Source organism: uncultured Dialister sp. (genome assembly GCF_900538805.1).
In the GTDB taxonomy this organism is placed as follows: Bacteria; Bacillota; Negativicutes; order Veillonellales; family Dialisteraceae; genus Dialister.
This window is the reverse complement of the sequence record NZ_UPZP01000016.1, coordinates 1-23,140: the sequence shown is the minus strand read 5'-3', so window position 1 is coordinate 23,140 and position 23,140 is coordinate 1. Positions and strand designations below refer to the sequence as shown.

Annotated in this window: 16 protein-coding genes and 3 other annotated features; of the genes, 10 read left to right on the top strand and 6 right to left on the bottom strand. The window is 54.3% G+C overall.

All coding sequences use genetic code 11. The features are described from left to right. Positions 1-491: 491 nt before the first annotated feature. The 6 genes from QZQ29_RS02890 to QZQ29_RS02865 form a co-directional block, all read right to left on the bottom strand. Positions 492-3,113, bottom strand: coding sequence for an SMC family ATPase (locus QZQ29_RS02890; RefSeq protein ID WP_296959383.1), 2,622 nt, complete (start codon positions 3,111-3,113; stop codon positions 492-494). After that, positions 3,110-4,276, bottom strand: coding sequence for an exonuclease SbcCD subunit D (locus tag QZQ29_RS02885; RefSeq protein WP_296959380.1), 1,167 nt, complete (start codon positions 4,274-4,276; stop codon positions 3,110-3,112). The genes QZQ29_RS02890 and QZQ29_RS02885 overlap by 4 nt, the downstream gene beginning before the upstream one ends. Positions 4,277-4,332: 56 nt before the next feature. Further along, a complete protein-coding gene (locus QZQ29_RS02880; RefSeq protein WP_296959379.1) occupies positions 4,333-4,740 on the bottom strand; it encodes a HEPN domain-containing protein in 408 nt (135 codons plus the stop codon). Further along, positions 4,733-5,074, bottom strand: a complete 342-nt coding sequence (locus QZQ29_RS02875) for a nucleotidyltransferase domain-containing protein (RefSeq protein WP_296959377.1) — start codon at positions 5,072-5,074, stop codon at positions 4,733-4,735. The genes QZQ29_RS02880 and QZQ29_RS02875 overlap by 8 nt, the downstream gene beginning before the upstream one ends. A 29-nt stretch (positions 5,075-5,103) precedes the next feature. Then, positions 5,104-5,940 carry a deoxyribonuclease IV gene (locus QZQ29_RS02870; protein ID WP_296959374.1) on the bottom strand — a complete coding sequence of 279 codons (837 nt, stop codon included), beginning with the start codon at positions 5,938-5,940 and terminating at the stop codon, positions 5,104-5,106. A gap of 253 nt (positions 5,941-6,193) precedes the next feature. After that, complete coding sequence (locus tag QZQ29_RS02865; RefSeq protein ID WP_296959371.1) at positions 6,194-7,450, bottom strand: Glu/Leu/Phe/Val dehydrogenase; 1,257 nt, start codon at positions 7,448-7,450, stop codon at positions 6,194-6,196. 1,149 nt (positions 7,451-8,599) lie between these two features. On the opposite strand from QZQ29_RS02865, the gene QZQ29_RS02860 reads away from it, so the two are divergent. The 10 genes from QZQ29_RS02860 to QZQ29_RS02815 form a co-directional block, all read left to right on the top strand. Then, complete coding sequence (locus QZQ29_RS02860) at positions 8,600-10,342, top strand: ammonium transporter (RefSeq protein WP_366663863.1); 1,743 nt, start codon at positions 8,600-8,602, stop codon at positions 10,340-10,342. A gap of 338 nt (positions 10,343-10,680) precedes the next feature. Next, positions 10,681-10,944 (top strand): hypothetical protein, encoded by a 264-nt coding sequence (locus QZQ29_RS02855; RefSeq protein ID WP_296959364.1) that lies wholly within the window; start codon positions 10,681-10,683, stop codon positions 10,942-10,944. Between the two features lie 280 nt (positions 10,945-11,224). Continuing rightward, positions 11,225-11,465: a binding site (T-box leader), on the top strand. Positions 11,466-11,517: 52 nt separating this feature from the next. Then, positions 11,518-12,465 carry a homoserine O-succinyltransferase gene (metA, locus tag QZQ29_RS02850; RefSeq protein WP_296959362.1) on the top strand — a complete coding sequence of 316 codons (948 nt, stop codon included), beginning with the start codon at positions 11,518-11,520 and terminating at the stop codon, positions 12,463-12,465. A 636-nt stretch (positions 12,466-13,101) separates the two neighbouring features. Next, positions 13,102-13,872 (top strand): basic amino acid ABC transporter substrate-binding protein, encoded by a 771-nt coding sequence (locus QZQ29_RS02845; RefSeq protein ID WP_296959359.1) that lies wholly within the window; start codon positions 13,102-13,104, stop codon positions 13,870-13,872. A gap of 389 nt (positions 13,873-14,261) precedes the next feature. Continuing rightward, a complete protein-coding gene (mmuM, locus tag QZQ29_RS02840) occupies positions 14,262-15,194 on the top strand; it encodes a homocysteine S-methyltransferase (RefSeq protein ID WP_296959356.1) in 933 nt (310 codons plus the stop codon). Positions 15,195-16,087: 893 nt separating this feature from the next. Further along, the gene (locus QZQ29_RS02835) at positions 16,088-16,390 is read left to right on the top strand and encodes a hypothetical protein (protein WP_008860572.1); all 303 of its coding nucleotides are present in this window, start codon (positions 16,088-16,090) and stop codon (positions 16,388-16,390) included. A 49-nt stretch (positions 16,391-16,439) separates the two neighbouring features. Continuing rightward, positions 16,440-16,680 (top strand) — a binding site (T-box leader). Between the two features lie 49 nt (positions 16,681-16,729). Continuing rightward, complete coding sequence (locus tag QZQ29_RS02830) at positions 16,730-17,554, top strand: MetQ/NlpA family ABC transporter substrate-binding protein (RefSeq protein WP_296959353.1); 825 nt, start codon at positions 16,730-16,732, stop codon at positions 17,552-17,554. A 495-nt stretch (positions 17,555-18,049) separates the two neighbouring features. Next, the gene (locus QZQ29_RS02825) at positions 18,050-18,694 is read left to right on the top strand and encodes a YigZ family protein (RefSeq protein ID WP_296959350.1); all 645 of its coding nucleotides are present in this window, start codon (positions 18,050-18,052) and stop codon (positions 18,692-18,694) included. A 954-nt stretch (positions 18,695-19,648) separates the two neighbouring features. Further along, positions 19,649-19,874, top strand: a binding site (T-box leader). Positions 19,875-19,940: 66 nt separating this feature from the next. Beyond that, complete coding sequence (locus QZQ29_RS02820; RefSeq protein WP_296959347.1) at positions 19,941-21,116, top strand: hypothetical protein; 1,176 nt, start codon at positions 19,941-19,943, stop codon at positions 21,114-21,116. Positions 21,117-21,795: 679 nt separating this feature from the next. Further along, positions 21,796-23,140: proton-conducting transporter membrane subunit (locus QZQ29_RS02815; RefSeq protein WP_296959345.1), on the top strand; the 1,345-nt coding region annotated here is incomplete at its 3' end.

Sequence of the window (23,140 nt, the reverse complement as noted above, 5' to 3'; positions counted from 1 at the left end):
GCCGTCGGGCTGCGCCCTGGGCGGCTCTGGTTCCGCCCACAGAGCGGGCTGGTTCAAAGGGAGTTATATATGCTGCCTGTGGCAGCGAAAACCAAACAACCGGGCTTCGCCCGATGGAAATGCACCCCTTCTGTTGCCTGTGGCGACGTCTCCCCCGGAGGGGGAGATTTTAGCAGCATGATACTATGAGGTACTTTTGAGTTCCAAAGCTGGGTGGAGAGCAAAGTCCCCCCATCGGGGGGAAGGCGGTACCGTAGGTACCAAAAGGGGTGCATTTCCACGCGCCGCAGGCGCGGTCATAAAGGTTTTGCCGCCGCAGGCGGCAATATATAACTTCATCGCCGTAGGCGATACCACCACCCTTTGAACCCTCTGAACCCTTTGAACCTTCTGAACCTTTGCCCTCACAACCTTTTTTCACAACCTGCCGCGAAGCGGCGCCCCTTTACTGCTATTCGGGAATACAGCTGCCCGCCACTATTGACACTCAGTCATTCCAGTATTTCAAACTCCGCTTTGCTTCCTTTTTCTGCCGGCGTCACCTTGAGTCTGGCGTCAATCCGTTCTTCCAGTTCCGGCACGTGGGAGATAATGCCTACCAGACGACCGGTGTTCTGCAGGTCGATTAATGTATTCATGGCGCTGTTCAGGGCCTCCGGGTCCAGGGTGCCGAAGCCTTCGTCGATGAACATGGTGTCCAGCCGCACGCCGCCCTGTTTGGCCTGCACCACGTCCGCCAGGCCCAGGGCCAGGGAGAGGGAGGCCAGGAAGGTTTCGCCGCCGGAGAGGGTATTGGCGGGGCGGGAGCGGCCGGTGTAGCTGTCGGACACTTCCAGGGTGAGGCCGCCCCTTCCGTCGGTGCTGTCGCCGGCCATGCGGTGAAGGCTGTAGCGGTGGTGGCTCATGTCCAGGAGGCGCAGGTTTGCGGCCTTGGCCACTTCATCCAGCAGGGCGCCAAGCACGTACCTTTCCAGGGTAATGCGGGATTTTTCACCTCTGGTGAGGTTGTAGAGTCCCGACACCAGGCTGGTGTCCTTCAGCGTCTTTTCGTGGCGCTCTGCAATGTCCTTCACTTTGGCCGCCGTGTCCTCCAGGAGTTTCTTCCTGTTTTCTCCGTCGGAAATCATTTTCACCATGCTGCGGATGGCACTCTGGTGGTCCAAATCCTCCCTGCCCAGGCGGGCCATGTCCGGTTTCTCGCTTCCCTTGAGGAAATCGGTTTCGTCGGACTGCACCTTTTCAGCGCCCTGGCGCAGTCGGCGGTATGTTTCAAGGGCATCGGTCAGGGCTTTTTCATCACCCCTTCTTTCGTACCAGCTGCGGCAGGAAAAAAGGCTTTCAAAGCCGGCCTCTTTCGATTTTTCACCCAGTGCCTTTGTGCCGTCTTCGTAGTCCTTCGCCAGTTTTTCCCGCTGGGCGTCGGCTGCCTTATATCCTGCGTCGGCGGCGGCAAAGGCAGAGACTGCCTGCTCCCTGGCTTTGGCGGTGTCCGCCGTTTCCTTTTCCCAGCGCTGGATTTCTTCATTCAGCCGGTGGATGGCATTCCTTAAAGCAATGGGTTTTCTGAATTCTTCCGGCACGTCCTCCAAAGTCCGCATTTTTGCCTGGGCGTAGCCCTGCTCGGAAATGGCGGATACGTAGGCGGAAACCTGGTACTGCTGGGCCAGCTGGGTGCTGTCGCTCCAGGTTTCTGCCGCTTTGGCCGCCCTTTCCTGGGCCTTTTTCACTTCGTCCTCCGTAGGCAGTTTTTTGTCCGATACGGCGGGGTGGGGATGGTGGATGGAGCCGCACACCGGGCATGGCTCTCCCTCTTTCAGCTGGCTGGCCAGGATAGCGGCCTGCCCGAAAATGTAGTCCCGGCGGAGGGATTCTGCTTCCGCTTCCGCCTGTTCCTTGATTTTCCTGTCTGCTTCCGCTTTGACGTTAAGTTTCTGCAGCTCCGCCTGCGCTTCCATCACCTTCTCTGTGAGCCGGTTCACTTCCCGAAGGGTGGCGCCGTAGGCTTTGGCCTTCGGCATCCACTGCACCATTTCCGCCGATTTCCGGCGGTATCCTTCTATTTCGTCTTTTCTGGCTTCCAGCTGCGCTGATTTTTCGGCCAGTTTCTCCTTTTCGGCGGCGGCTTTATCCCTTTCAGCTTCGCAGCGGTCCCGATTCTTTCTTACCAGTTTCCCGTCGTTTGAAATTTTATCCAGGTTCTCAAAATAGGGGGCCAGCTCCCGGGCAGAGCGGATGTACTTAAGGCTTTCCTCCGCCTTTTTCATTTCTTCTTCTTTTTCCCGAAGGGCTTTCAGCTGGGCCTCTGCCTTTGCCAGTGTTTCAAAATGGGTGGAGAGAACCGCCGCTTTCTGGTAGTTCTTCTGGAAATCGGCATATTTTCGGTCCTCTTCTTCCCTCTTCTTTTTGATGTCTTCCAGAAGACGGACCGTTTCCTCTGTTTCCTTCTTAAGTTCCTCTTCTCCGGACACAGCGGCCATGGAGAGGGTGGCGGCAAGCTCCGTGTCCTCTGCGGCCTTCTTTTTCAGAAGCTCATTCAGGGAAAGACGCAGTTCATTCTGGAAATCGGAAAAACGCTGGGTCTTGAAGAGCTGCTTCAAGATGGCTTCCCTTTCATCGGCCTTGGCCACCAGGAGCTTTCGGAAATCCCCCTGGGGCAGGAGGATGACCTGGCAGAACTGGCTGGCGTTTAATCCGATGAGTTTACCCGCCGCTTCCTCCACGCCGGTGCGGATGGTGCGGATTTCCTTTCCGTCCTCCAGCTCCGACAGGGAGGCCTGCATGGCCGCCCTTGTCTGCCCCTTGCCCCGCTTCTTGTCGATGGTCTGCTCCGGGCTTCGGATGGCGCGGTAGGTTTTCCCACCGATCATGAAATCAAAAATTACTTCCGTCTTCTGGGCGGTGGAGGCATAGTCGCTCCGCATGTGGCTGCCGGTGCGGTCGCCGCTTGTCTTGCCGTAGAGGGCATAGCACATGGCGTCCAGGATGGTGGTCTTTCCGGCGCCGGTGGGGCCGCAGATAAGGAAGAGGTGCCGCCCGTCCAGTTTGTCAAAATCAATGACTGTTTCTCCCGCGTAGGGGCCGAAGGCCCGCATGGTCAATTTCAGCGGTCTCATTGTGCATTCTCCTTTCTGTACACCCTTTCCCAGGTATCAAGGGCCAGTTTTTCCTCGTCCTCCGACAGATCCCGGTCCCGGAACTGGTGGACGAACCGTTTCAGTATGTCCTCATCGCTCATCTGCTCCAGATGGATATCCCGGTTTCCTTCATCCTCTTTGTATCCCATGTCCTGCTCCACTCCCAGGGCGTGGGGGAATTTCGTCCGAAGCTTGGGCATGGCGTCAATCACCGGTGCTTCATCGGTGAGGCGGATCTGCAGGTAATCGTCAGAAGGCTCCGTTCCCTCTCCCATGAGGACATCAAAGGCCCCTTCCATGCAGCGCACCTGATAGCGGGGCACCATTTCCTTGAATTTCGTATGCACCTTGCCATCCTTATCCAAATCGCAGAGGATGACGCCCTTCTTCTGGTTCACTTCGTCGAAGGAATAGCGCATGAGGCTGCCGCTGTACTGGATTTTCTCCGAATCCTTCTGCGTCTTCTGCGGCCGGTGGAGATGGCCCAGGGCGGTGTAGTCATAGCCCTCAAAAACGGTATCGCCGATGCGGTCATAGCCGCCGATGGAAAGGGGCCGCTCCGATTCCGACGGCGTGCCGCCCGCGGCAAAGGCATGGGCCAGGGCCACCTTCCGCATAGGTTCATCTGGAAGAAGGGAAAGGAGATAATCGGACAGCGCCTTCTCTGCGTCCTCATAGGAATGGACATCTTCTGCGCCCTCCAGGCCAAGTACATTCATCATCACCCGCACCCGGGCAGGCTCTGCGTAGGGAAGGGGGCAGAAAGCCACTTTCCCCCATTCATCCTCCAGAATCACCGGCGAAAGACGGGTGAGGGGTCCGAAAATATAAAGGCCCTGCCACTTCAAAAGGCGGCTCGCCACGGCCAGACGCTCCGCGCTGTCATGGTTGCCGCTGATGATGATAAAGGGAATCTTCCGCTTCCCCACGATTTCCTCGGTCATGCGGTCAAAAAGCTCCACCGCCTCCTCCGGCGGATAGGAGCGGTCGTACACATCGCCGGACAAAAGAATGGCATCCGGCTTCTCCTCGTCCACCAGAGGAAGAAACCGGTTATTCAAAAGCCACTCCTGGTCCTCCGTCATGCTGTGCTCCTTCAGGAGCTTCCCCAGATGCCAGTCTGCTGTATGGATAAATTTCATAGCTGCCTCCTTTGCTGATAGAAAAGAGGAACCTGCCTCTCTGCAAATTCCTCTTCCTACACTTCCTTATTTACCCTGCCGGGCAGGTAATTCTTAATCATTTGGTAAAAATCTTCTGCCCTTGTGTATTGTTCTTCTGCGTCCTCCTTTGAAACAATAAAGAAATCAGCATAATCCGTATTATTTCGAATTTGAAAGGCCTGGCTCAAATACTTGGAATACCTGACCTCAAATACGCCGGTTTTGATATATTCCTTTTGGAAATAGGAAATGACACCGGCATGCTTTTTGAAGTCTACCCCATCCAATGCCAGAATGGCACGAACCGCTGTAAACATAGCATAGTAGGAACGACCTATGGAATCTTTGAAATTATGGTGTTCCAAAAGAATATGGGCAGAATCAAGCCTTTCTTTTGCCATTTCCATGCGATAATTCATGAGCTCCAGTCGTTTCTTAAGCAACCACGTTCACCCCTTCCTGACTGATATTGCGATAATAAGGTACATCATCCTTGTACCTCTCATACTCGTCATAGGGGATGACAACAGGGGAAATCACAATGCCGTACTCCAACTCTAAATCGGAAGATACATCCCAGACCTTTTTCAGCTTTTGCTGCAGCTCCGAGCGGGAGCCAATAACGATGGCTGCCATATCTAAATCCGAATCATCGGTATAATCTCCCCGCGCATAGGAACCATAAAGAACGATGCGGGTAATATCCCTGCCGAAAACAGAGCGGTACGCTTTTGCCACTCGTTGGATGACTGTTTGTAATTCAGATGGACTGCACATGGTCATTCCCCCTTTCTATCCGTATTATATCATGCTTCCCGCAGGCTTTTCAGCAGGGCGATTTCCTTTTCATAGCCCGGGAGTTCGTTTGGCGTTTCCAGGTAGAAGGGGAGGTCCTTCAGCAGGGGGTGGTTGATGATGCGGGCGATTGCGTCAAGGCCCAGGGTGCCTTCGCCGATTTTTTCGTGGCGGTCCTTGTGGCTCCCCAGGGGGTTCTTGTCATCGTTCAGGTGGATGGCGTGGAGGCGGGGAAGGCCGATGATTTCATCGAAGTGATGGAGCACGCCGTCCAGGCTGTCTCTTATGTCGTAGCCGCCGTCGTACACATGGCAGGTGTCCAGACACACGCCCAGCCGGTCCTTCCGTTCCACCTTTTCCATAATGGCCGCCAGTTCCTCGAAGGTGCGGCCCACTTCGGTGCCCTTGCCGGCCATGGTTTCCAGAAGTACATACTTTGGCAGCTCTTCCTGGTCCATGGCGTAGTTCAGCATGTCGGCGATAAGGATGACCGCCCTGTCCACGCCCTGCTTCAGGTGGGCGCCGGGGTGGAAATTGTACATACAGCGGGGAAGGTGGGCGGTTTTGGCCAGGTCCTCTCGCATGGCAGTCCTGGCAAATTCCCGCACCGATTCCTTCGTGGAAGTGCCGTTCATGGTGTAGGCGCCGTGGCAGAGGATGGGGCCGAAATGGTGCTCCTCCATCCACCGGGAAAGGGCGTCCACGTCCTCTTCGATAAGAGGCTTAGCCTGTCCGCCCCGGGGATTTCTGGGAAAGAACTGGAATGTATTGCCGCCGATGGCGGTGGCGGTTTTTCCCATGGCAAGGAAACCTTTGGAAACAGATAAATGACATCCTATGATAAACATATGTATCTCCTTCTATGAAATATGAATGAACTGTATAAAAAGGCTGTATTCACAGTGCCGGTATCCCTAAGAAAAGAGGAAGCCTGCGAATTTATCCGGTTCCTAAGGAAGCACTGATTAATTCGATAACAATTTAATCAGCGCTTCCTTAGCAGATTTTCTTTCCCGATTATATCATATAAAAAAAGGGGGCCCTGTGAAATGACGGCTTTCATTTCACAGGGCCCCTCTTTTTATCTGCGAGATATTCCGATTATCCCAGGAATCCTCTGGTGTTCTGTGCTTCCACTACCCGCTGCAGGGCCAGCATGTAAGCGGCCAGACGGTAGGTGACGTGATATTTTTCCTTCAGTGCATACACGTCTTCATAGGCTTCTCTCATTTTTTTCCGGAGACGCTCATTGTATTCCTCTTCAGTCCAGTAGTAGCCGGTGCGGTTCTGTACCCATTCGAAGTAGGAGCCCACCACGCCGCCTACGTTGCTCATGACGTCCGGCAGCACTTCGATGCCCTGCTTTTCAAAGTAAGCATCCGCTTCTTCCGTGGTGGGGCCGTTGGCGCCTTCCAGGATAAGGGGCGCTTTGACCTTTTCCATGGTGCTTCCGTTGAGCTGGTTTTCCAGGGCAGCCATGAAGAGCACGTCTACGTCCTGGCTGAAGAGCTCGCTGTCCGGAATGATTTCAGCGCCTGCTTCGGTGTAGCCCTTCAGGGAACGGCCGTGGGAGTTGGCGTATACGTACATGGCTTCGATGTCAAGGCCCTTGGGGTTGTGCCAGGTGCCGTTGATATCGCCGATGGTGGTGATTTTCACGCCTTCCTGGTGCATGAGGAGGGCACCTACGGAGCCTACGTTGCCAAAGCCCTGGACAGCCATGGTGAGGTCCTTGATGTCCTTGTGGTTCTTTTCACACCAGGTCAGTAGGGTAAAGAGAAGGCCCCGGCCGGTGGCTTCATTTCTTCCCAGGGAACCGCCGGTGGCAAGGGGCTTGCCGGTCACCACGCCGGGCTGCCAGCTGCCGGAGAGGGCGGCGTATTCGTCGGCAATCCATGCCATGATCTGTCCATTGGTGTTCACATCCGGCGCCGGTACGTCCTTATCGGGCCCGATGATGGGGTAAATCTTCCGTACATAGCCGCGGGTCAGCCGTTCCAGTTCTCTTGCGGAAAGCTTGTGGGGGTCCACCCGGATGCCGCCTTTGGCGCCGCCGTAGGGAATATTTCCGATAGCATTCTTAATGGTCATCCACGCAGCCAGTGCCTTTACTTCATTTTCATCGGACTGGGGATGGAAGCGGATGCCGCCCTTCGCTGCGCCCCGGGCGGTGGAGTGCTGCACACGGTAGCCGGAGAAGACCTCCACATGGCCGTCGTCCATGCGGATAGGAATGCTCACGGTGAGTTCCCTTTCCGGATACCGTACAAATTCATAATCCTCTTTTTTGTAACCCAGCACCTGGGCTGCTTTGTCCAACACATCAAGCATGTTTTCGTAAGGATTGTAATTCGCCATTTTATGCCTCCTAGAATGAAATGATTGGGCCGTTATAAAGGAAAATCGCCTTCCGGTCCGCTTCCTCTACTATAACACCGGCCATGGATTTTGAAAACTTGAAATCATGGAAGTATGAGTATTCGGTATAGATGCCGCAGAAATGAATCGGAAAAAGCATGACCTGAGGGGAAGTGGGATAGTGGGACAGTGTGCGATACGGCTGTCAGCTTACCGCTGTCCGCTTCCCGCCGGGCACTGTCATTCTGAACGCAGTGAAGAATCTCGGTGCGTGTCGTTAGTGATACCAATGCCGATAAATACCAGTCGGCGGGAAGACGTTAGACCGTCAGACGACAGACATCAGACATACAGTATTCCCGAAAGAAGGAGGGTTCAGGCGCCTGCGGCGCCCGGGTTCTATCGTTCGTGCGCTTCGCGCCGAACGATGGGTTCCGCCCACAGAGCAGGCGGGTTCAGAGGGAAGTTATAAATGCCGCCTGCGGCGGCAAAATCTTTACAACCGCGCCTGCGGCGCGTGGAAATGCACCCCTTCTGTCGTCTGCGGCTCCCTACGAATCCAGTGACATGTTTCCCTTTAGGAGAAAGGTGGTGCGTCAGTACCAAAAGGGGCGCATTTCCATCGGGCGAAGCCCGGTTATGAAGGTTTTCGTTACCAAAGTCAGCGCTGCCGCCGCAGGCGGCACTATATAACATCATCGCCGAAGGCGATACCACAACCCTCGGGCCATAGGCCCGTCAAACCTGAGAACCCTGAGAACCTTCGGGCCTGCAGGGCCCGTCCACCTTCCCCTCTGAACCTTTTGAACCCTCTGAACCCTCTGAACCCGGCCGCTTTTGCGGCCAATTTCATTTTCCCCCTTGACGGATACTAAATGCTATTGTATCCTATTAACATACAAAGGACCGAAAGGTCAGAATTACATATTTTTGACAAAGATGTCTGATAGTGAATGGTTCACATCAGGCTTTTTCTTTTGGACAAGGGGGCCCGGAACATTTCCGGGCCCCCTTGCCTTTTCCGGAAAAGGCCGCCGTTCCCTCAGACATTTTTTGTTCAGAGAGGGAGTGGGTTTTATGAAAAAAATGGAAGCAGTCATTCGAAAGTGGCCTCTGCTTCTGGCTGCCCTGGCCACACCGGCGGTGGCTATGGCAGCGGAACCGGAGGGCCGGTATTCATCGGTGGACACCATCTGGGTGCTTTTAGGCGCCATTCTGGTGTACTTCATGCAGCCGGGGTTTGCCATGGTGGAAACGGGACTGACCCGTGCGAAGAATGCAGGCAACATTGTCATGAAGAATTTCATGGACTTTGCCCTGGGCACCGTGGTGTTCTGGTTCCTTGGCTTTGGCCTCATGTTCGGCACGGACATTGGCGGCATTATCGGTACGCCGGATCTCTTCGTCACCCATTTCCAGGTGCCCGATGATGCAGGGTATACACCGCTGGCATACCTGTTCTTCCAGACCGTGTTCTGTGCCACCTCCGCCACCATTGTATCCGGGGCCATGGCAGAACGGACGAAGTTCTCCGCCTACTGCGTATATTCCGTTGTCATCTCCCTTCTGATTTACCCCATTTCGGGCCATTGGATCTGGGGCGGCGGCTGGCTTTCGGAGCTGGGATTCCATGATTTCGCCGGTTCCACCTGCGTCCATCTGGTAGGCGGCGTGTGCGCCTTCGTAGGGGCATGGCTCCTGGGACCCAGAATCGGCAAGTACAATAAGGATGGCAGCGTGAACGCCATTCCCGGCCACAGCATCACCCTGGCCTGCCTTGGCATGTTCATCCTGTGGATGGGCTGGTTCGGATTCAACGGCGGCTCCACCGTTTCCATGACCGGCGATGAAATGATTGAATCCGCAGGCCATATCATGATTACCACCAACCTGGCCGCAGCGGTAGCCGCCTGCACCACCATGATTGTGACCTGGGTGAAATACGGAAAGCCCGATGTATCCATGACCCTGAACGGCGGCCTGGCAGGCCTGGTGGCCATTACCGCCGGCTGCGACACCGTCACCGTTCCCGGCTCCTTCTTCATCGGCCTCATTGCCGGCGTATTCATTGTCTATGCCGTTGAATTCATTGACCAGAAAATGAAAATCGATGACCCCGTCGGTGCCATTGCCGCCCACGGCGGCTGCGGTGCCCTGGGCACCATTCTGACCGGTTTCTTCTCCGAATCCGACGGCCTCCTCTACACGGGAGACCCCCATTACCTCTTCGTCCAGATTCTGGGTGTGGTGGCAGTGGCCGTTTACGTATTCATTGCCATTAACATTGTATTCCGCATCATCCGTGCCACCATCGGCCTCCGCGTAAGCCGTGAAGAAGAAATCAACGGCCTGGACTTTGAAGAACACGGCCTGGCCTCTGCTTATGCAGATTTCATGATGGTTCCTGAAACGGCGGAAGAAAAAATCGAAGCCGGCAAAGCACCGAAGGATGCAGTGGAAATCCCTGTGGACAAGGACCTGCCGGAAACCGCAGTTCCCAAAGCTGTTCCGGCAGACGGCCATCACCTCTACTGCGTCACCATCATTACTTCGGACAAGCGTTTTGAAATTCTGAAAGCAGCCATGGAAGCCATCGGCATTACAGGCATGACCGTTACCCAGGCCCTGGGCTTCGGCCTTGAAAAAGGACAGACCCAGATGTACCGCGGCGCTGCTGTTTCCGCCAAACTCCTTCCGAAGGTGCGGGTGGATATCGTAGTATCCAAGATTTCCCCGAGGACGGTCATCGAAGTGGCCAAAAAAGCGCTCTACACCGGCAAGTACGGCGACGGCAAGATCTTCGTCTCCACCGTGGACAATGCAGTGAAAATCCGCACCGGCGAAGAAGGGTACGACGCCCTCCAGGACTATCCTATTGAAGAAGATAAATAATGGTACTCTTAATGGTACTCTTGAAAAGAGCTGCGGATTTCCGTGGCTCTTTTTTCGTGGCAGAAAGGAAATGGGGGATAAAAGGTATACTTATTTCCCTACTCCATAAATCTTCACTTTTTCACAGAGTTATTCACATACTGTTCATAACTGCGAAATGAGAATCACATATATAGACAATTCGCAGGAAAAAGAAAGGTGTCCACCGGAGATATACACAGAAATTTGTGAATAACTGTGAATAAGTATGGACGGAATGAGGAAAATAAAAAAATCACAAAAGACACCATAGGGATTTTCGGGGACATTCACTTGTCCACAGGAAGAAAAATTGTGAATTGACTTTTCACAGAGAAAAGAAGGAGAAGAAAAAAGAGGGAAAAGATTATGTCAAGAAAATGTCAACTGAACCAAATCTTGTAAAAAGAAAAGAAAAATGGAGGATAAAGCCAAAAAACAGAATCCATCCCCTGTCCATGTCCAATGGAAAGAAGGAAATTAATATAAGAATGGAAGCCCCTTTTGGGGACTCGAAAGACATGGGGAAATGTGTACCCTATATTTTTCTTCACAATTTCACAGGAAGGGGCGTTTCCTGTTGAGGTGAAGCACAGAGAAGTCATGGCGTGAGGAAGACTGCTGGCGAAAAAGTTTCCTGTCGGAGTGAAACGCAATGGTGTCAAGTCGGACAAGAAACTGCTTGCGAAAAGTTTCCTGTCCGAGTGAAACGCAATGGTGTCAAGCCGGATAGGAAACTGCTGGTGAAAAGTTTCCTGTCGATGTGAAACACAATGGTGCCAAGTCGGACAGGAAACTGCGGGGCAGAGCCCCGCGGACCCTATTGACATTTACCTGTGGACAGTTTAAAATAGCTATAATTTCAAAGAAGCAGGGAAGAGAAGAGTACCCGTGCGGGAATGGCAAAGAGAGCTCCGGCTGGTGAGAAGGAGCACAGGATAGCATGGAGAAGATGGCCTCTGAGCTTGATATGCTGAATGGTGAAGCAGTCCGGGAGTCTCCCGTTACAGAGACAGGGTATCAAGGCTTGGCCGGCGTACCTGTGAGGTCTTTCCGGCGACGGAAAGATGAAATTGGGTGGTAACACGAGTATCTCGTCCCTTAGGGGACGGGATTTTTTTATTGCATGCACATGCTTTTACAAGGAGGTTTTCATTTTGCCGATTAAAATTGCAGACGGTTTGGATGCCATTTCGGAACTGAAGAAGGAAGGTATCGTAACCATTGGAGAGAAAAGGGCCCGCACCCAGGATATCCGTCCCCTGAAGATTCTCATCCTGAATCTCATGCCCATTAAGAAACCGACGGAAGTGCAGCTTCTCCGTCTTCTGGGGGATACGCCGCTGCAGCTGGATGTGGATTTTGCCCGCATCGCCTCCAGGGAGACCACCCATACGGACCGGTCCTATCTGGATGAAAACTACCTCACCTTTGATGATATTAAGGACAGGAAATACGACGGCTTCATCATCACCGGAGCGCCGGTGGAGAAAATGCCCTATGAAGAAGTGGATTACTGGCCGGAAATGCTGAAATATTTCAACTGGGCCGATACCCATGTCTTCTCCACCCTCCATTTCTGCTGGGCCGCCCAGGCAGGGCTTTACCGGGATTACGGCGTGGAAAAGAGAATCCTTCCAAGGAAGCTCTTCGGCATTTACCAGTACAACCTCACCCTTTCCTACCATCCCCTCCTTCGGGGCTTCGACGACCGCTATTTCATCCCCCAGTCCAGGCATACCTCCATTGACGACAGGAAGGTAGACGCCACGCCGGACCTCACCGTCCTTTCCCGGTCCGAAGATAACGGCATCAACATCATTTCCGACAAGGAATCCCGCCGCATTTTCGTGCTGGGCCACTTTGAATACGACCTGCGCACCTTGGAATGGGAATACAAGCGGGACCGGGAAAAGGGCCTCCCCATCCGTCTGCCGGAAAATTACTATCCCTACGACGATCCTCAGGAAAGGCCAAGATTCGTTTGGTGCAGCTACGCCCATCTTTTCTACCACAACTGGCTGAACTTCGTATACCAGGAAACGCCCTACAGCCTGGACAACCTCATGCCCTTCAATGTGCATAATCCCCTGCATGGAAATTAATCCGCTGTCCGCTTACCGCTGTCGGCTGTCCGCTTCCCGCCGGACACTGTCATTCTGAACGCAGTGAAGAATCCCGGTGAGTACCGCTAATGGCTGCTGCCAGCTCACTAGTCCACTAGCCCACTAGTTCACTAAAGAATACCAGTCGGCGGGAAGACGTCAGACAATCAGACATCAGAAAACAGTATTCCCGAAAGCAAGAGGGTTCAGGCGCCTTTCGGCGCCCGGGTTCAAGCCGCCGTCGGGGATGCGCCCCTGGAGGCCTCCGGTTCCGCCCACAGAGCGGGCTGGTTCAGAGGAAGTTATGTAGTACGCTGTGTGCGTATTCCGCATGGAATACGCAAGTCGGGCGAAGTTGGCCTCTAGCCTGCCCAATAAGAGGCTTTCCTTTTAATCGCCTGACCGATTGGCGAGGTACGGCGCCTTCCGGCGCCATCATATAAGCCGCCTCCGGCGGCTATAAAATTGCGGCGCAGCCGCCACCTCAACCTTTTGAACCCGCACGCTGAAAGCGGGCAGAACCTTTTGAACCTTCTGAACCCTCACGCCGAAGGCGTGTCCCATGGGCGCCGAACCCTCTGAACCTTCACGCCCAAAGGGCGTGTCCATGCCCCCTTTTTAGAAAGGAGAATCCCTATGAAAAAACTATTTCTTTTTCTGGCCCTTCTTTTAGGCCTTACCATAGTCACCGGCTGCGGACAGGAGAAGCAGTCCTCTGTCCTTCGGGTGGGCATGGATGCTGCCTATCCGCCCTTTGGTTTCCAGAACATGGACACCAAAGAATATGAAGGGTTTGACGTGGACATTATTAAAGCCATTGCAAAGGAAGAGGGACTGACCACGGAAATCAGGAATGTGAATTTCGACGGCCTCATTCCTGCCCTGAAGTCGGGAGACTTGGATGTGGCCATCAATGACATCACCGTCACAGAAGACAGGAAGCAGTCTGTGGATTTCTCCAAACCCTACTACATTGCCGGCCTTGGGGTGGTGGTGAAGAGTGATAACCGGGATATCCAATCGAAGGCGGACCTTTCCGGTAAAACCCTGGGCGTCACCATCGGCTCCACGGGAGAAGAGGCGGCCCGCAAAATCGAAGGGGCCAATGTCCGCACCTACAGCACCCTGAGCGACGCCTTCCTGGATTTGAAACAGGGCGCCGTGGACGCCGTTATCAACGATATTCCCACCAACGAATACTATGTGGCCAAGACAGAGGACCACTCCGTGAAGACCGCTCCCGTGGCCCTGTCCACGGAATACCTGGCCATTGCGGTGAAAAAGGACAATAAGGAGCTCCTTTCCAAAATCGACGACGGCCTCACAAAGATTAAGAAAAACGGAGAATTCGCAAAAATTTATAAAAAGTGGTTTGGAAAAGAACCGCCGGAGGAAATTGTGAAATAGTGGGATGGTGGGCTGGTGAGCTAGTGGGCTAGTGGGCTAGTGGGCTAGTGGGCTAGTGGACTAGTGGGCCGCTGTCGGCTGGCCGGTATTCCCGAAAGCAAGGGGGTTCAGACGCCTTTCGGCGCCCGGGTTCAAGGCCTCGCCGGGGCTGCGCCCCTGGAGGCCTTCGGTTCCGCCCACAGAGCGGGCTGGTTCAGAAGGGAGTATTGTATGCCGCCTTCGGCGGCTATAAAATTGCGGCGAAGCCGCTACCACAACCCTTTGAACCTTCTGAACCTTCTGAACCTTGTGAACCCTCTGAACCCGGGACACGCAGTGGCCCCATGGGCGCCGAACCCTCTGAACCTTCTGAACCCGGCCGCGGAGCGGCCATTATATAAGGAGTCATCATGATAGAAGAAATCTTACAGACATACCCATTCATCGTGCTGGACGGCGCTTTTTCCACGGAACTGGAAAGGCAGGGCTTTTCCATTAACGACGAACTCTGGAGCGCCATTGCACTCTATGATAGGCCGGACCTGGTGAAGGCGGTGCACCGTTCCTATTTCGATGCGGGAAGCGACATCGTCACCAGCGCCAGCTACCAGGCCACCCTGGAGGGGTTTGAGAAAAAGGGCTTTTCCAGGGATGAAGCAAAGGAACTTCTCGTCCGTTCCGTGCAGCTGGTGCAGGAGGCAAGAGATGAATTCCTGGCGGAAGCATCACCGGAAAGACGGCCGGTGCCCCTGGCGGCGGCGTCGGTAGGCCCCTACGGCGCCTATCTGGCAGATGGCAGTGAATACAAGGGCCATTATGGAAAGACCAGGGAAGAGCTGGCTCTTTTCCACCGGGAACGCATGCATATCCTCAAAGAGGCGGGACCCGATATTTTTGCCTGTGAAACCATTCCCTGCCTTGTGGAAGCACTGGCGGAGACCGACGTGCTTTCGGAAATGGAAAACGCTGTCTGCTGGATTTCCTTTTCCTGCAAAGATGGCTTCCATACCTGCGGCGATGATGATATCGGCGACTGCGCCAAGGCACTGGACGAAATCCCCTGCGTGAAGGCCATCGGCGTGAACTGCACGGCGCCGGAGTATGTGGAATCCCTCATTCTGGAAATTCGGAAATACACTGATAAACCGGTGGTGGTGTATCCCAATTCCGGAGAACACTATGATGCTTCTGACAAGACCTGGGAAGGGGCTGCCGCGGATTACGGAGATTATGTGAAAATCTGGCAGAAAGCCGGTGCCCGCCTCATCGGCGGCTGCTGCCGCACCACGCCGGAGGACATCCGGAAGGTGGCGGAATACCGGAAGGAGCTCATGGGAGAGTAGGAGGCCGCTTACCGCTGTCGGCTGTCCGCTTCCCGCTTGGCTGTATTCCCGATGGGGCCCACGCCTTTCGGCGTGGAGGGGCGACAGCCCAGCGCTGCCGCGCGGGCTGAAGGTTGTGTTCGCATTCGCTCAGGGGGCTGATACCAGCCGTTAGTTGTCGGCTTACCGCTTACGGCTGTCGGCTGCCCGCTTCCTGCCGGACACTGTCATTCTGAACGCAGTGAAGAATCTTGGTGAGTACCGCTAATGGATGCTGCTAGTTCACTAGTTCACTAGCTCACTAGTCCACTAAAGAATACCGGTCGGCGGGAAGACATGAGACCATCAGACGACAGACATCAGAAGGCGGTACTCCCGAAAGCAAGAGGGTTCAGGCGCCTTCGGCGCCCGGGTTCAAGCCGCCGTCGGGCTTTCGCCCTGGGCTACGGTCAGGCGGTAAGGTGCTCGCTTAATGGGCAGGCTATGCTCGCATATGAGCCTGACTTGCGGTTCCTATGCAGGAACCGCACAAGTTCTGCCCGGAATCGGCTCCGCCTTCCGGGCTGGTTCAGAGGGAGTTATAAAGGAACGCTGCGCTGGCGAAGTGGGCGCCTTTCAGGCGCCATTATATAATGCGCCCGAAGGGCGCCACTACAACCCTCTGAACCCTCTGAACCCTCTGAACCCTCTGAACCCTCTGAACCCTCTGAACCTTCCCGTCCACAACCCTTCTACACAACCTGTCTGCGCCAGCAGACCACAACCTGCGGCGAAGCCGCGCCCCTTTGCGCCCTTTGGGCGCCGAGCCTTCACGCCCAAAGGGCGTGTCCATGAACCCTTTGAACCCTTCCCTCCTATCATGTATAATAAAACCATCATGAACGAGGTCTTATTTCAAAGGAGCAGTGAAGCATATGCAGGGCGGCGACGCGGATGAGTTTATTGATTATTTAAATGACGGGGAAGCTTCGGTGAGGCACCGGGGGTATGTGTACCGGTTTTCGGGACTGAAGTTTCATCCCGGCAGGAATACCTACAGCATCAGTGTGGAGAAGTATCGTTTTTCCAAGGAACCCTTTGAGGAGTTCATGGAGCTGGTGTACTACTATGAATCCGATGACGGTGATGATGTGCTGAACCATGTGACGGAAGATATTCTCTGGGACGGGAAGACCTTCTATGAGCTGGAGAAGGCCCTCACCTGGATTGACTGGTAAAAATGCCCTTGACTTCCCTATTTCCCAATGGTATATTTAATGCAACTTCATAAAGGCAGTGAAGAGAAGAGTACATGAAATGGTCCGGCAAAGAGAGCCCCATCCGGTGAAAAGGGGTGCGGATAGTTTGATGGAAGATGGCCTCTGAGCCTGGTGCGCTGAATGATGAAGCGGCCCGGGAGCTCCCGTTACAGAGACAGGGTATCAAGGCATAGGCCGGCGTACCTTATGAGACCGATGAAGTGATTCATCGGTGAAATTGGGTGGTAACACGGTCCTCCGTCCCTTTCGGGATGGAGGATTTTTGTATTATATATGTAAAATATAGGAGGCTTTATTATGAACTGGAAGAAAACATTAGCACTTTCCCTGGCAGCCCTGGCTGTGGCCGGCGCCATTTCCGGCTGCGGCGGCGACAAGAAGGACGCCAAGGCTCCGGCGGAAAAGAAGGAAATCACCGTAGGCATTACGCCGGGGTATTCTGAAAAGGTCATGGAATTTGTGGCTAAGGAAGCGGAGAAACAGGGACTCAAAGTGAATATCAAGTCCTTCTCCGACTACGTCACCCCGGACCAGGCACTGGCTGCCGGCGATATTGATCTTAACTCCTTCCAGCACGGCCCCTTCCTGGAAGCCTTCAATGAAAAGAACGGCACCAAGCTGGTTTCCATCGGAAATACCTATTTAGCGCCGCTCCGCGTTTACTCCAATAAAGTAACCGATATCAAAGACGTTCCCGACGGTGCTAAGGTATCCATCCCCAACGATCCCTCTAACGGCGGCCGCGCCCTGCTTCTTCTGGACCACCAGGGCCTCCTCAAACTGAAGGAAGGCACGGACCCCACCAAGGCAGTGGTAGGGGATATTGCAGAAAACCCGAAGAACCTGCAGATCATCGAACTGGAAGCAGCCCAGCTGCCCCGCTCCCTGGATGACGTATCCATTTCCGTCATCAACGCAGGCTACGCCAAATCCGCAGGCCTTGACTCCAAGAAAGCCCTGGCCACCGAAGATAATACCTCTCCCTACGTGAACATCATTGCCGCCAGGGAACAGGATAAGGACAATCCCACCTACCAGAAATTCGTGAAGATTTTCCAGAGCGAAGCCGTAAAGAAATATATTAACGACAACTTCAGCGATGGACTGATTCCGGCATTCTGATGGACCGATGGGGCCGCTGTGCGGCCCGGGTTCAGAGGGTTCGGCCCGCCGGCGGCGGGCTGGTTCAAAGGGTTCAGAGGGGAAGGTGGACGGGGCCTTTGGCCCCGAAGGTTGTGGCTGCCTGACGGCAGCAGGTTGTGTTCGCTTCGCTCAGGGGGCAGCGGCCCTTTGGGGCCGAGGGTTGTGGTATCGCCCTGATGGGCGATGAGCATATGTCGCTTTTGGCGGCAATAAAATGGCGCCGGAGGCGCTCACTTTGCCTCCACGGAGTGGGCTTTATAACTACCCTCTGAACCAGGCCGGAAGGCGAAGCCGATCCCGGACCGAACCTTAGCCGCCAAGGGCTTTGCCCGATGGCGGCTTGAACCTGGGCGCCGAAGGCGCCTGAACCCTCCTGCATCCGGGAATACAGCTGCCCACAACATATGACTCAAAAAAAACAGCACCTCCGGGCGCTGTTTTTTCGTGTTACAATGAAGGAAAAAGGAGGTTCCTATGCTTATTCCCTACGCGGCTCCGGCGGAGCCATTTCATAAAGAAACGGAAATCAAGAAATCCATCTTCATCGCCCACCTGGTGCCTGTAAACTCGGAAGAAGAGGCACAGCAGGCGCTGGAGGGCTTCCGGAAACAGTACAAAGACGCCACCCATAACTGCTACGCCTGGCGCATCGGCACGGAAAGGGTGCTGGAGAAATCGGGGGACGACGGCGAACCGTCCGGCACCGCCGGCCATCCCATGCTCCATGTGCTGCAGATGCAGAAGCTCACCAACCTGCTCGCCGTGGTGACAAGATACTTCGGCGGTATCAAACTGGGCGCCGGCGGACTCACCCGTGCCTACAGCTCCACCCTGGCGGACGCAGTGAAAGAAGCGCCCATCGTCCTCTACACGCCCCATGTGGGCCTCTGCCTCACCATTCCCTACAGCGCGGTGGGGGGATTTGAAAATTACATCAAAGATACGGACATTATTGTCAAAGACCGTGCCTTCACAGACAAGGTGGTTATCAAATTTCTCTGCCTGCCGGAAAACAAAAAAACGCATATCCGTTTCTTTACCGACCTCACCGGAGGAAAGGCGGAAATAGAGGAAACGGGGGAAGAATATGTGAAAATGGAAAGGGAGATAGTGAGCTAGTGGACTGGTGGGCTAGTGGGCTAGTGGGATAGTGTGCCCGCTTTCCGCTGTCTGCTGTCCGCCGGAAACTGTCATTCTGAACGCAGTGAAGAATCCCGGTGAGTACCGCTAATGGTTGTTACTAGTCCACTAAAGAATACCGATGGGCGGGAAGACGGCAGACTGTCAGGCATCAGACGTCAGAAAGCGGTATTCCCGACCGCAAGAGGGGGAGGAGCCTTTCGGAGCCCAGGTTCTATGGTTCATGCGCTTCGCGCCGAACCATGGGCTTTCCCCACAGAGCGGCATTCATAACCCCGGTGGGGGAGATTAGTCCTACTCTTCTCTCCTGAGACATATGGCACATTGCATAGCATCCATAGTGCCCCCGTCAGGGGGAAAGGTGGTGCCGCAGGCACCAAAGGGGGAGAGCCGCCAGCGGCGGCTCCTTCCCGCCGACTGGTATTTAACGACAGCTGAGCCACTATCGGCATGTACCAAGATTCTTCGCTTTCGCTCAGAATGACCATGTTAGGGAAGCACTGATTAATTCATAGAGTTTCCTTTTATAAGAATTTTTATGTACTGCTTCGTCATGGGCTTCCTTAAATAGCTCGCTATTCGCGTCAGCCCATTCCTCGCATTGCATAAAAATTCAAGAATAAAAGCAAACAATGATTTAATCAGCACTTCCCTAGGCGGGAAGGTAAGAACGTAACGCTGACTTTATGTTTCATTGCCGCAGGCGCGGTTGTTTGGTTTTGCCGCGGAGCGGCATTCTATAAAACTCATCGCCGCGAAGCGGCGATACCACAACCCTCGGGCCATTGGCCCGTCAAACCTAAGAACCCTCCGGCCCCAAGGGCCGGTCAATCCTAAGAACCTTTCTCCCTGAACCAGCCTGCCAGAGGCGGCCTCCAAAATTTCCCATTGACATCCCTCCCCAATGCGTGTATACTACTGTCTAACTAAAAAGTACCTGCATGGAACGAGACAGAAATGACGGAATCCCTCATAGAGATCCGGTGGATGGTGTAAACCGGAAGGCGTTGTCGTTTTACTCACTCGCGAGCATCCCGGCCGAACAGAGTAGGCCCGGGCGGATGTCTCCGTTATGGATGAGCCCTACGCAATGAAAACAGTTCATTGATGGGGAGAGTGATAAGTACAAGGTGGTACCGCGCAAGGATGCGCCCTTCAGAATGAATTTCTGATGGGCGCTTTTTGATTTCCTGCAGGAGTTTTGGAAAAAAAGGAGTGAAGCAGTATGGAAGAGAAAAAAGGGTTTTTCAGTGGAGCTTTGGGGCGGCTGGTGCTTCCCGGCATTATCCTGCAGTCCGTCCTTATCGGCGGCGGATATGCTACGGGCCGTGAAATCGTGGAGTACGGCGCCAAGTTCGGTGCCATGGGCTGGCTTTCGGGGCTGGCAACGTTTATAGGATTTGCGGTGGTGGCCATTCTTTCCTTTGAGCTTATTAGGCTTTATAAGGTGTATGATTTCAAGTCCTTCCTGAAGGAATTAATCGGGCCCCTGTACCATGTATTTGATGTGGTGTACCTGCTTTTCATGGTCATCATTATCGCCGTCATGTCTTCGGCCACCGGGGCGGTGGTGGAGCAGATGACGGGGCTCAATTACTGGTACGGCGTCGGCGCCATTACCATTGTGGTGGGCGTCCTCAACTACTACGGAGAAAAGATTATTTCCTATTTTGAAACCATTGGCACCGTGCTTCTTTACATCGGTTATATTTCCTTCTCCGCCCTGGTCATCAGCCACGGCGGTGCCCATATTTCCGAAGTCATGGCAGCCGGGGACCACTCCTTCGTTCCCGACGCCACCATCGGGGCAGCCCTCTGGACGGGCATTCTTTACATGGCTTACAATCTGGTGGTATTTCCTGCGTCCTTCTTCACCATCAAGGCCCAGAAGAGCCGGAAGGACACCATCATCAGCGGCATCATCGCCGGCCTTCTCATGATTATCCCCTGGTTCATGACCTACTACGCAGTCATGGCCTTCTATCCGGACAAGGCCGTGCTGGCTTCCCCGGTGCCCTGGGTGGCCATGATGCAGGCGGACAATGCGCCGGGCTGGCTGCTCCTCCTCTTCAGCATCGTCATGGGCTGGACCCTCATTGAAACGGCCACCGGCATTATCCATGCCATGCTGGAACGTATCGACCGGGGCCTGAAGGATACGGGAAGAAACCCCTTAAGCCGCCAGCATCGCGGCGCCCTCACCGTCACCATCCTGGTGATATCCGTGGCCTTCGCCAAAATCGGCATTATCGACCTCATCGCCAAGGGCTACAACGCCCTGGCCTATGCCTTCATCCTGCTCTACCTGGTACCCCTTCTCACGGTGGGCGTGTACAAGATTATGAAGAAATCGACAAAGAAGGAAGAAGAAACGGCGTCTGGAATGGAAATGGTGAAATAAGGAGATGTGAAAGCGGCGTCCTCAGAGACGCCGCTTTTTATATGCAGATGGCTGTATTCCCGACCGCAAGAGGGGGGGCCGCTGCCGCGGCAGGTTGTATAGAAGGGTTGTGTTCGCTTCGCTCAGGGGGCAGCGGCCCTTTGGACCGAAGGGGTGGTATCGCCCTGATGGGCGATGAGTATATATGCCGCCAAAGGCGGCAATAAAATGGCGCCGCCGGCGCGGTTGGTTGCTTTTGCCGCCGCGGCATTCTATAAAACTCATCGCCGCGAAGCGGCGATACCTTCCCCTTTGAACCCTCTGAACCTTTTGAACCCTCTGAACCTTCACGCCGCAGGCGTGTCCAATGGCGATACCACAACCCTCGGGCCATTGGCCCGTCAAACCTAAGAACCCTCCGGCCCAAAGGGCTGGTCAATCTTTAGAACCCTTTACCCACCCTCTGAACCCTTTGAACCAGCCCGCCACCGGCGGGCCGAACCTTCTGAACCCGGCCGCATAGCGGCCCATTTTATGCATAACTTCTTTAGGTACTCATAGAAAATTTCGATATCAACGATTTCAGGCATTTTATATCTTGCGGGAACAGGTCTTTTGAGATAAAGTATATATTAATAAACTTAAATTTCATCATATAAGGTATACTTATCAAAAGGAATGAGTTTTGGGAGAAGGGAAGATGGGTATGGTTTTACCGGCATTGCTTTTCGCGCTGCCCCTGGTGACGGCACTGGTTCTTCTGGTGAACCGGAATCCGGCGGTCAGGAATACGCTGGTCCGGGTGTCGGCGCTTTTGATGGCGGCTCTTTCAGTGGCCGTGGGGGTTATGTATTTCGGACATCCCTTTAAAATCGGCGTGGATTCGCCGCTGATGCGGCTGGTGATGATGGCGGTGGACGGATTGGCGGCACTGACGGTGCTTTATTTCTGTGTGAAATACAAGCGCTATCTCACGGCCCTTCTGGGGCTCCTCCAGTTTTTCCTGATTGTGGCCTTTGAGTTCCATTCCGGTAGCTACGCCCGGTCGGTGTGGGATTTCAATATCGACAATCTTGCCATCATTATGATTCTCATTGCCGGCATTATCGGCGGGCTCATTGCGGTGTATTCCCTGGGGTACATGGCTGTATATCACAGGAAGCATGTGGATGTGAAGGACCGCCGTTCTTTCTTCTTCTTCGTGGTGTTCCTTTTCCTGTCCGCCATGTTCGGACTGGTCATGTCCAACAATCTTTTGTACATGTACACCTTCTGGGAAATCACATCGCTCTGTTCTTTCCTTCTCATCGGTTATTCCGGTACCAATGAGGCCATCCACAATTCCTTCAAGGCCCTGTGGATGAATCTTCTTGGGGGCCTTGCCTTTGCCATGGCCATTGCCTACCTGGGGGACCATTTCTATACCCTGGAGCTGTCGCAGCTTCTTTCCATGGGCATGCAGCAGATGCCGGTGGAGCCGGTGGTGGCGCTTCTGGTGTTCTGCGGATTTACGAAGTCCGCCATGATGCCTTTCTCCGGCTGGCTTCTGGGGGCCATGGTGGCGCCTACGCCCACGTCGGCGCTGCTCCATTCTTCCACCATGGTGAAGGCCGGGGTGTTCCTTATCATCAAGCTGGCGCCTATCCTTGGAAATAACCACGCCGGCATTATGGCCATGCTGGTGGGAGGCATTACTTTCTTCTTTGCTTCCTGCGCCGCCATTTCCCAGTCCGACGGGAAGAAGGTGCTGGCGTACTCCACCATTTCCAATCTGGGCCTCATCGTGTGCTGTGCCGGCACCGGTTCCTATGAAGCGGCCTGGACGGCCATTATGATTGTCATTTTCCATGCGGTGGCAAAGAGCCTTCTTTTCCTCACGGTGGGAACGGCGGAACAGCAGCTGGGAAGCCGGAATCTGGAAAGCTTCGACGGCATTTTCAATTCCATGCCCCGCCTGTCGCTCTGCATGGTGATCGGTATCTGCGGCATGTTCCTGGCACCCTTCGGCATGTTGATTTCCAAATGGGCAGCCATGAAGGCCTTTG

Coding starts and splice junctions, on each gene's coding strand:
- QZQ29_RS02890 (WP_296959383.1), bottom strand. CDS start 3,113: ATGAGACCGCTGAAATTGACCATGCGGGCCTTCGGCCCCTACGCGGGA.
- QZQ29_RS02885 (WP_296959380.1), bottom strand. CDS start 4,276: ATGAAATTTATCCATACAGCAGACTGGCATCTGGGGAAGCTCCTGAAG.
- QZQ29_RS02875 (WP_296959377.1), bottom strand. CDS start 5,074: ATGTGCAGTCCATCTGAATTACAAACAGTCATCCAACGAGTGGCAAAA.
- QZQ29_RS02870 (WP_296959374.1), bottom strand. CDS start 5,940: ATGTTTATCATAGGATGTCATTTATCTGTTTCCAAAGGTTTCCTTGCC.
- QZQ29_RS02865 (WP_296959371.1), bottom strand. CDS start 7,450: ATGGCGAATTACAATCCTTACGAAAACATGCTTGATGTGTTGGACAAA.
- QZQ29_RS02860 (WP_366663863.1), top strand. CDS start 8,600: ATGGCAGCGGAACCGGAGGGCCGGTATTCATCGGTGGACACCATCTGG.
- QZQ29_RS02845 (WP_296959359.1), top strand. CDS start 13,102: ATGAAAAAACTATTTCTTTTTCTGGCCCTTCTTTTAGGCCTTACCATA.
- mmuM (WP_296959356.1), top strand. CDS start 14,262: ATGATAGAAGAAATCTTACAGACATACCCATTCATCGTGCTGGACGGC.
- QZQ29_RS02835 (WP_008860572.1), top strand. CDS start 16,088: ATGCAGGGCGGCGACGCGGATGAGTTTATTGATTATTTAAATGACGGG.
- QZQ29_RS02830 (WP_296959353.1), top strand. CDS start 16,730: ATGAACTGGAAGAAAACATTAGCACTTTCCCTGGCAGCCCTGGCTGTG.
- QZQ29_RS02825 (WP_296959350.1), top strand. CDS start 18,050: ATGCTTATTCCCTACGCGGCTCCGGCGGAGCCATTTCATAAAGAAACG.
- QZQ29_RS02820 (WP_296959347.1), top strand. CDS start 19,941: ATGGAAGAGAAAAAAGGGTTTTTCAGTGGAGCTTTGGGGCGGCTGGTG.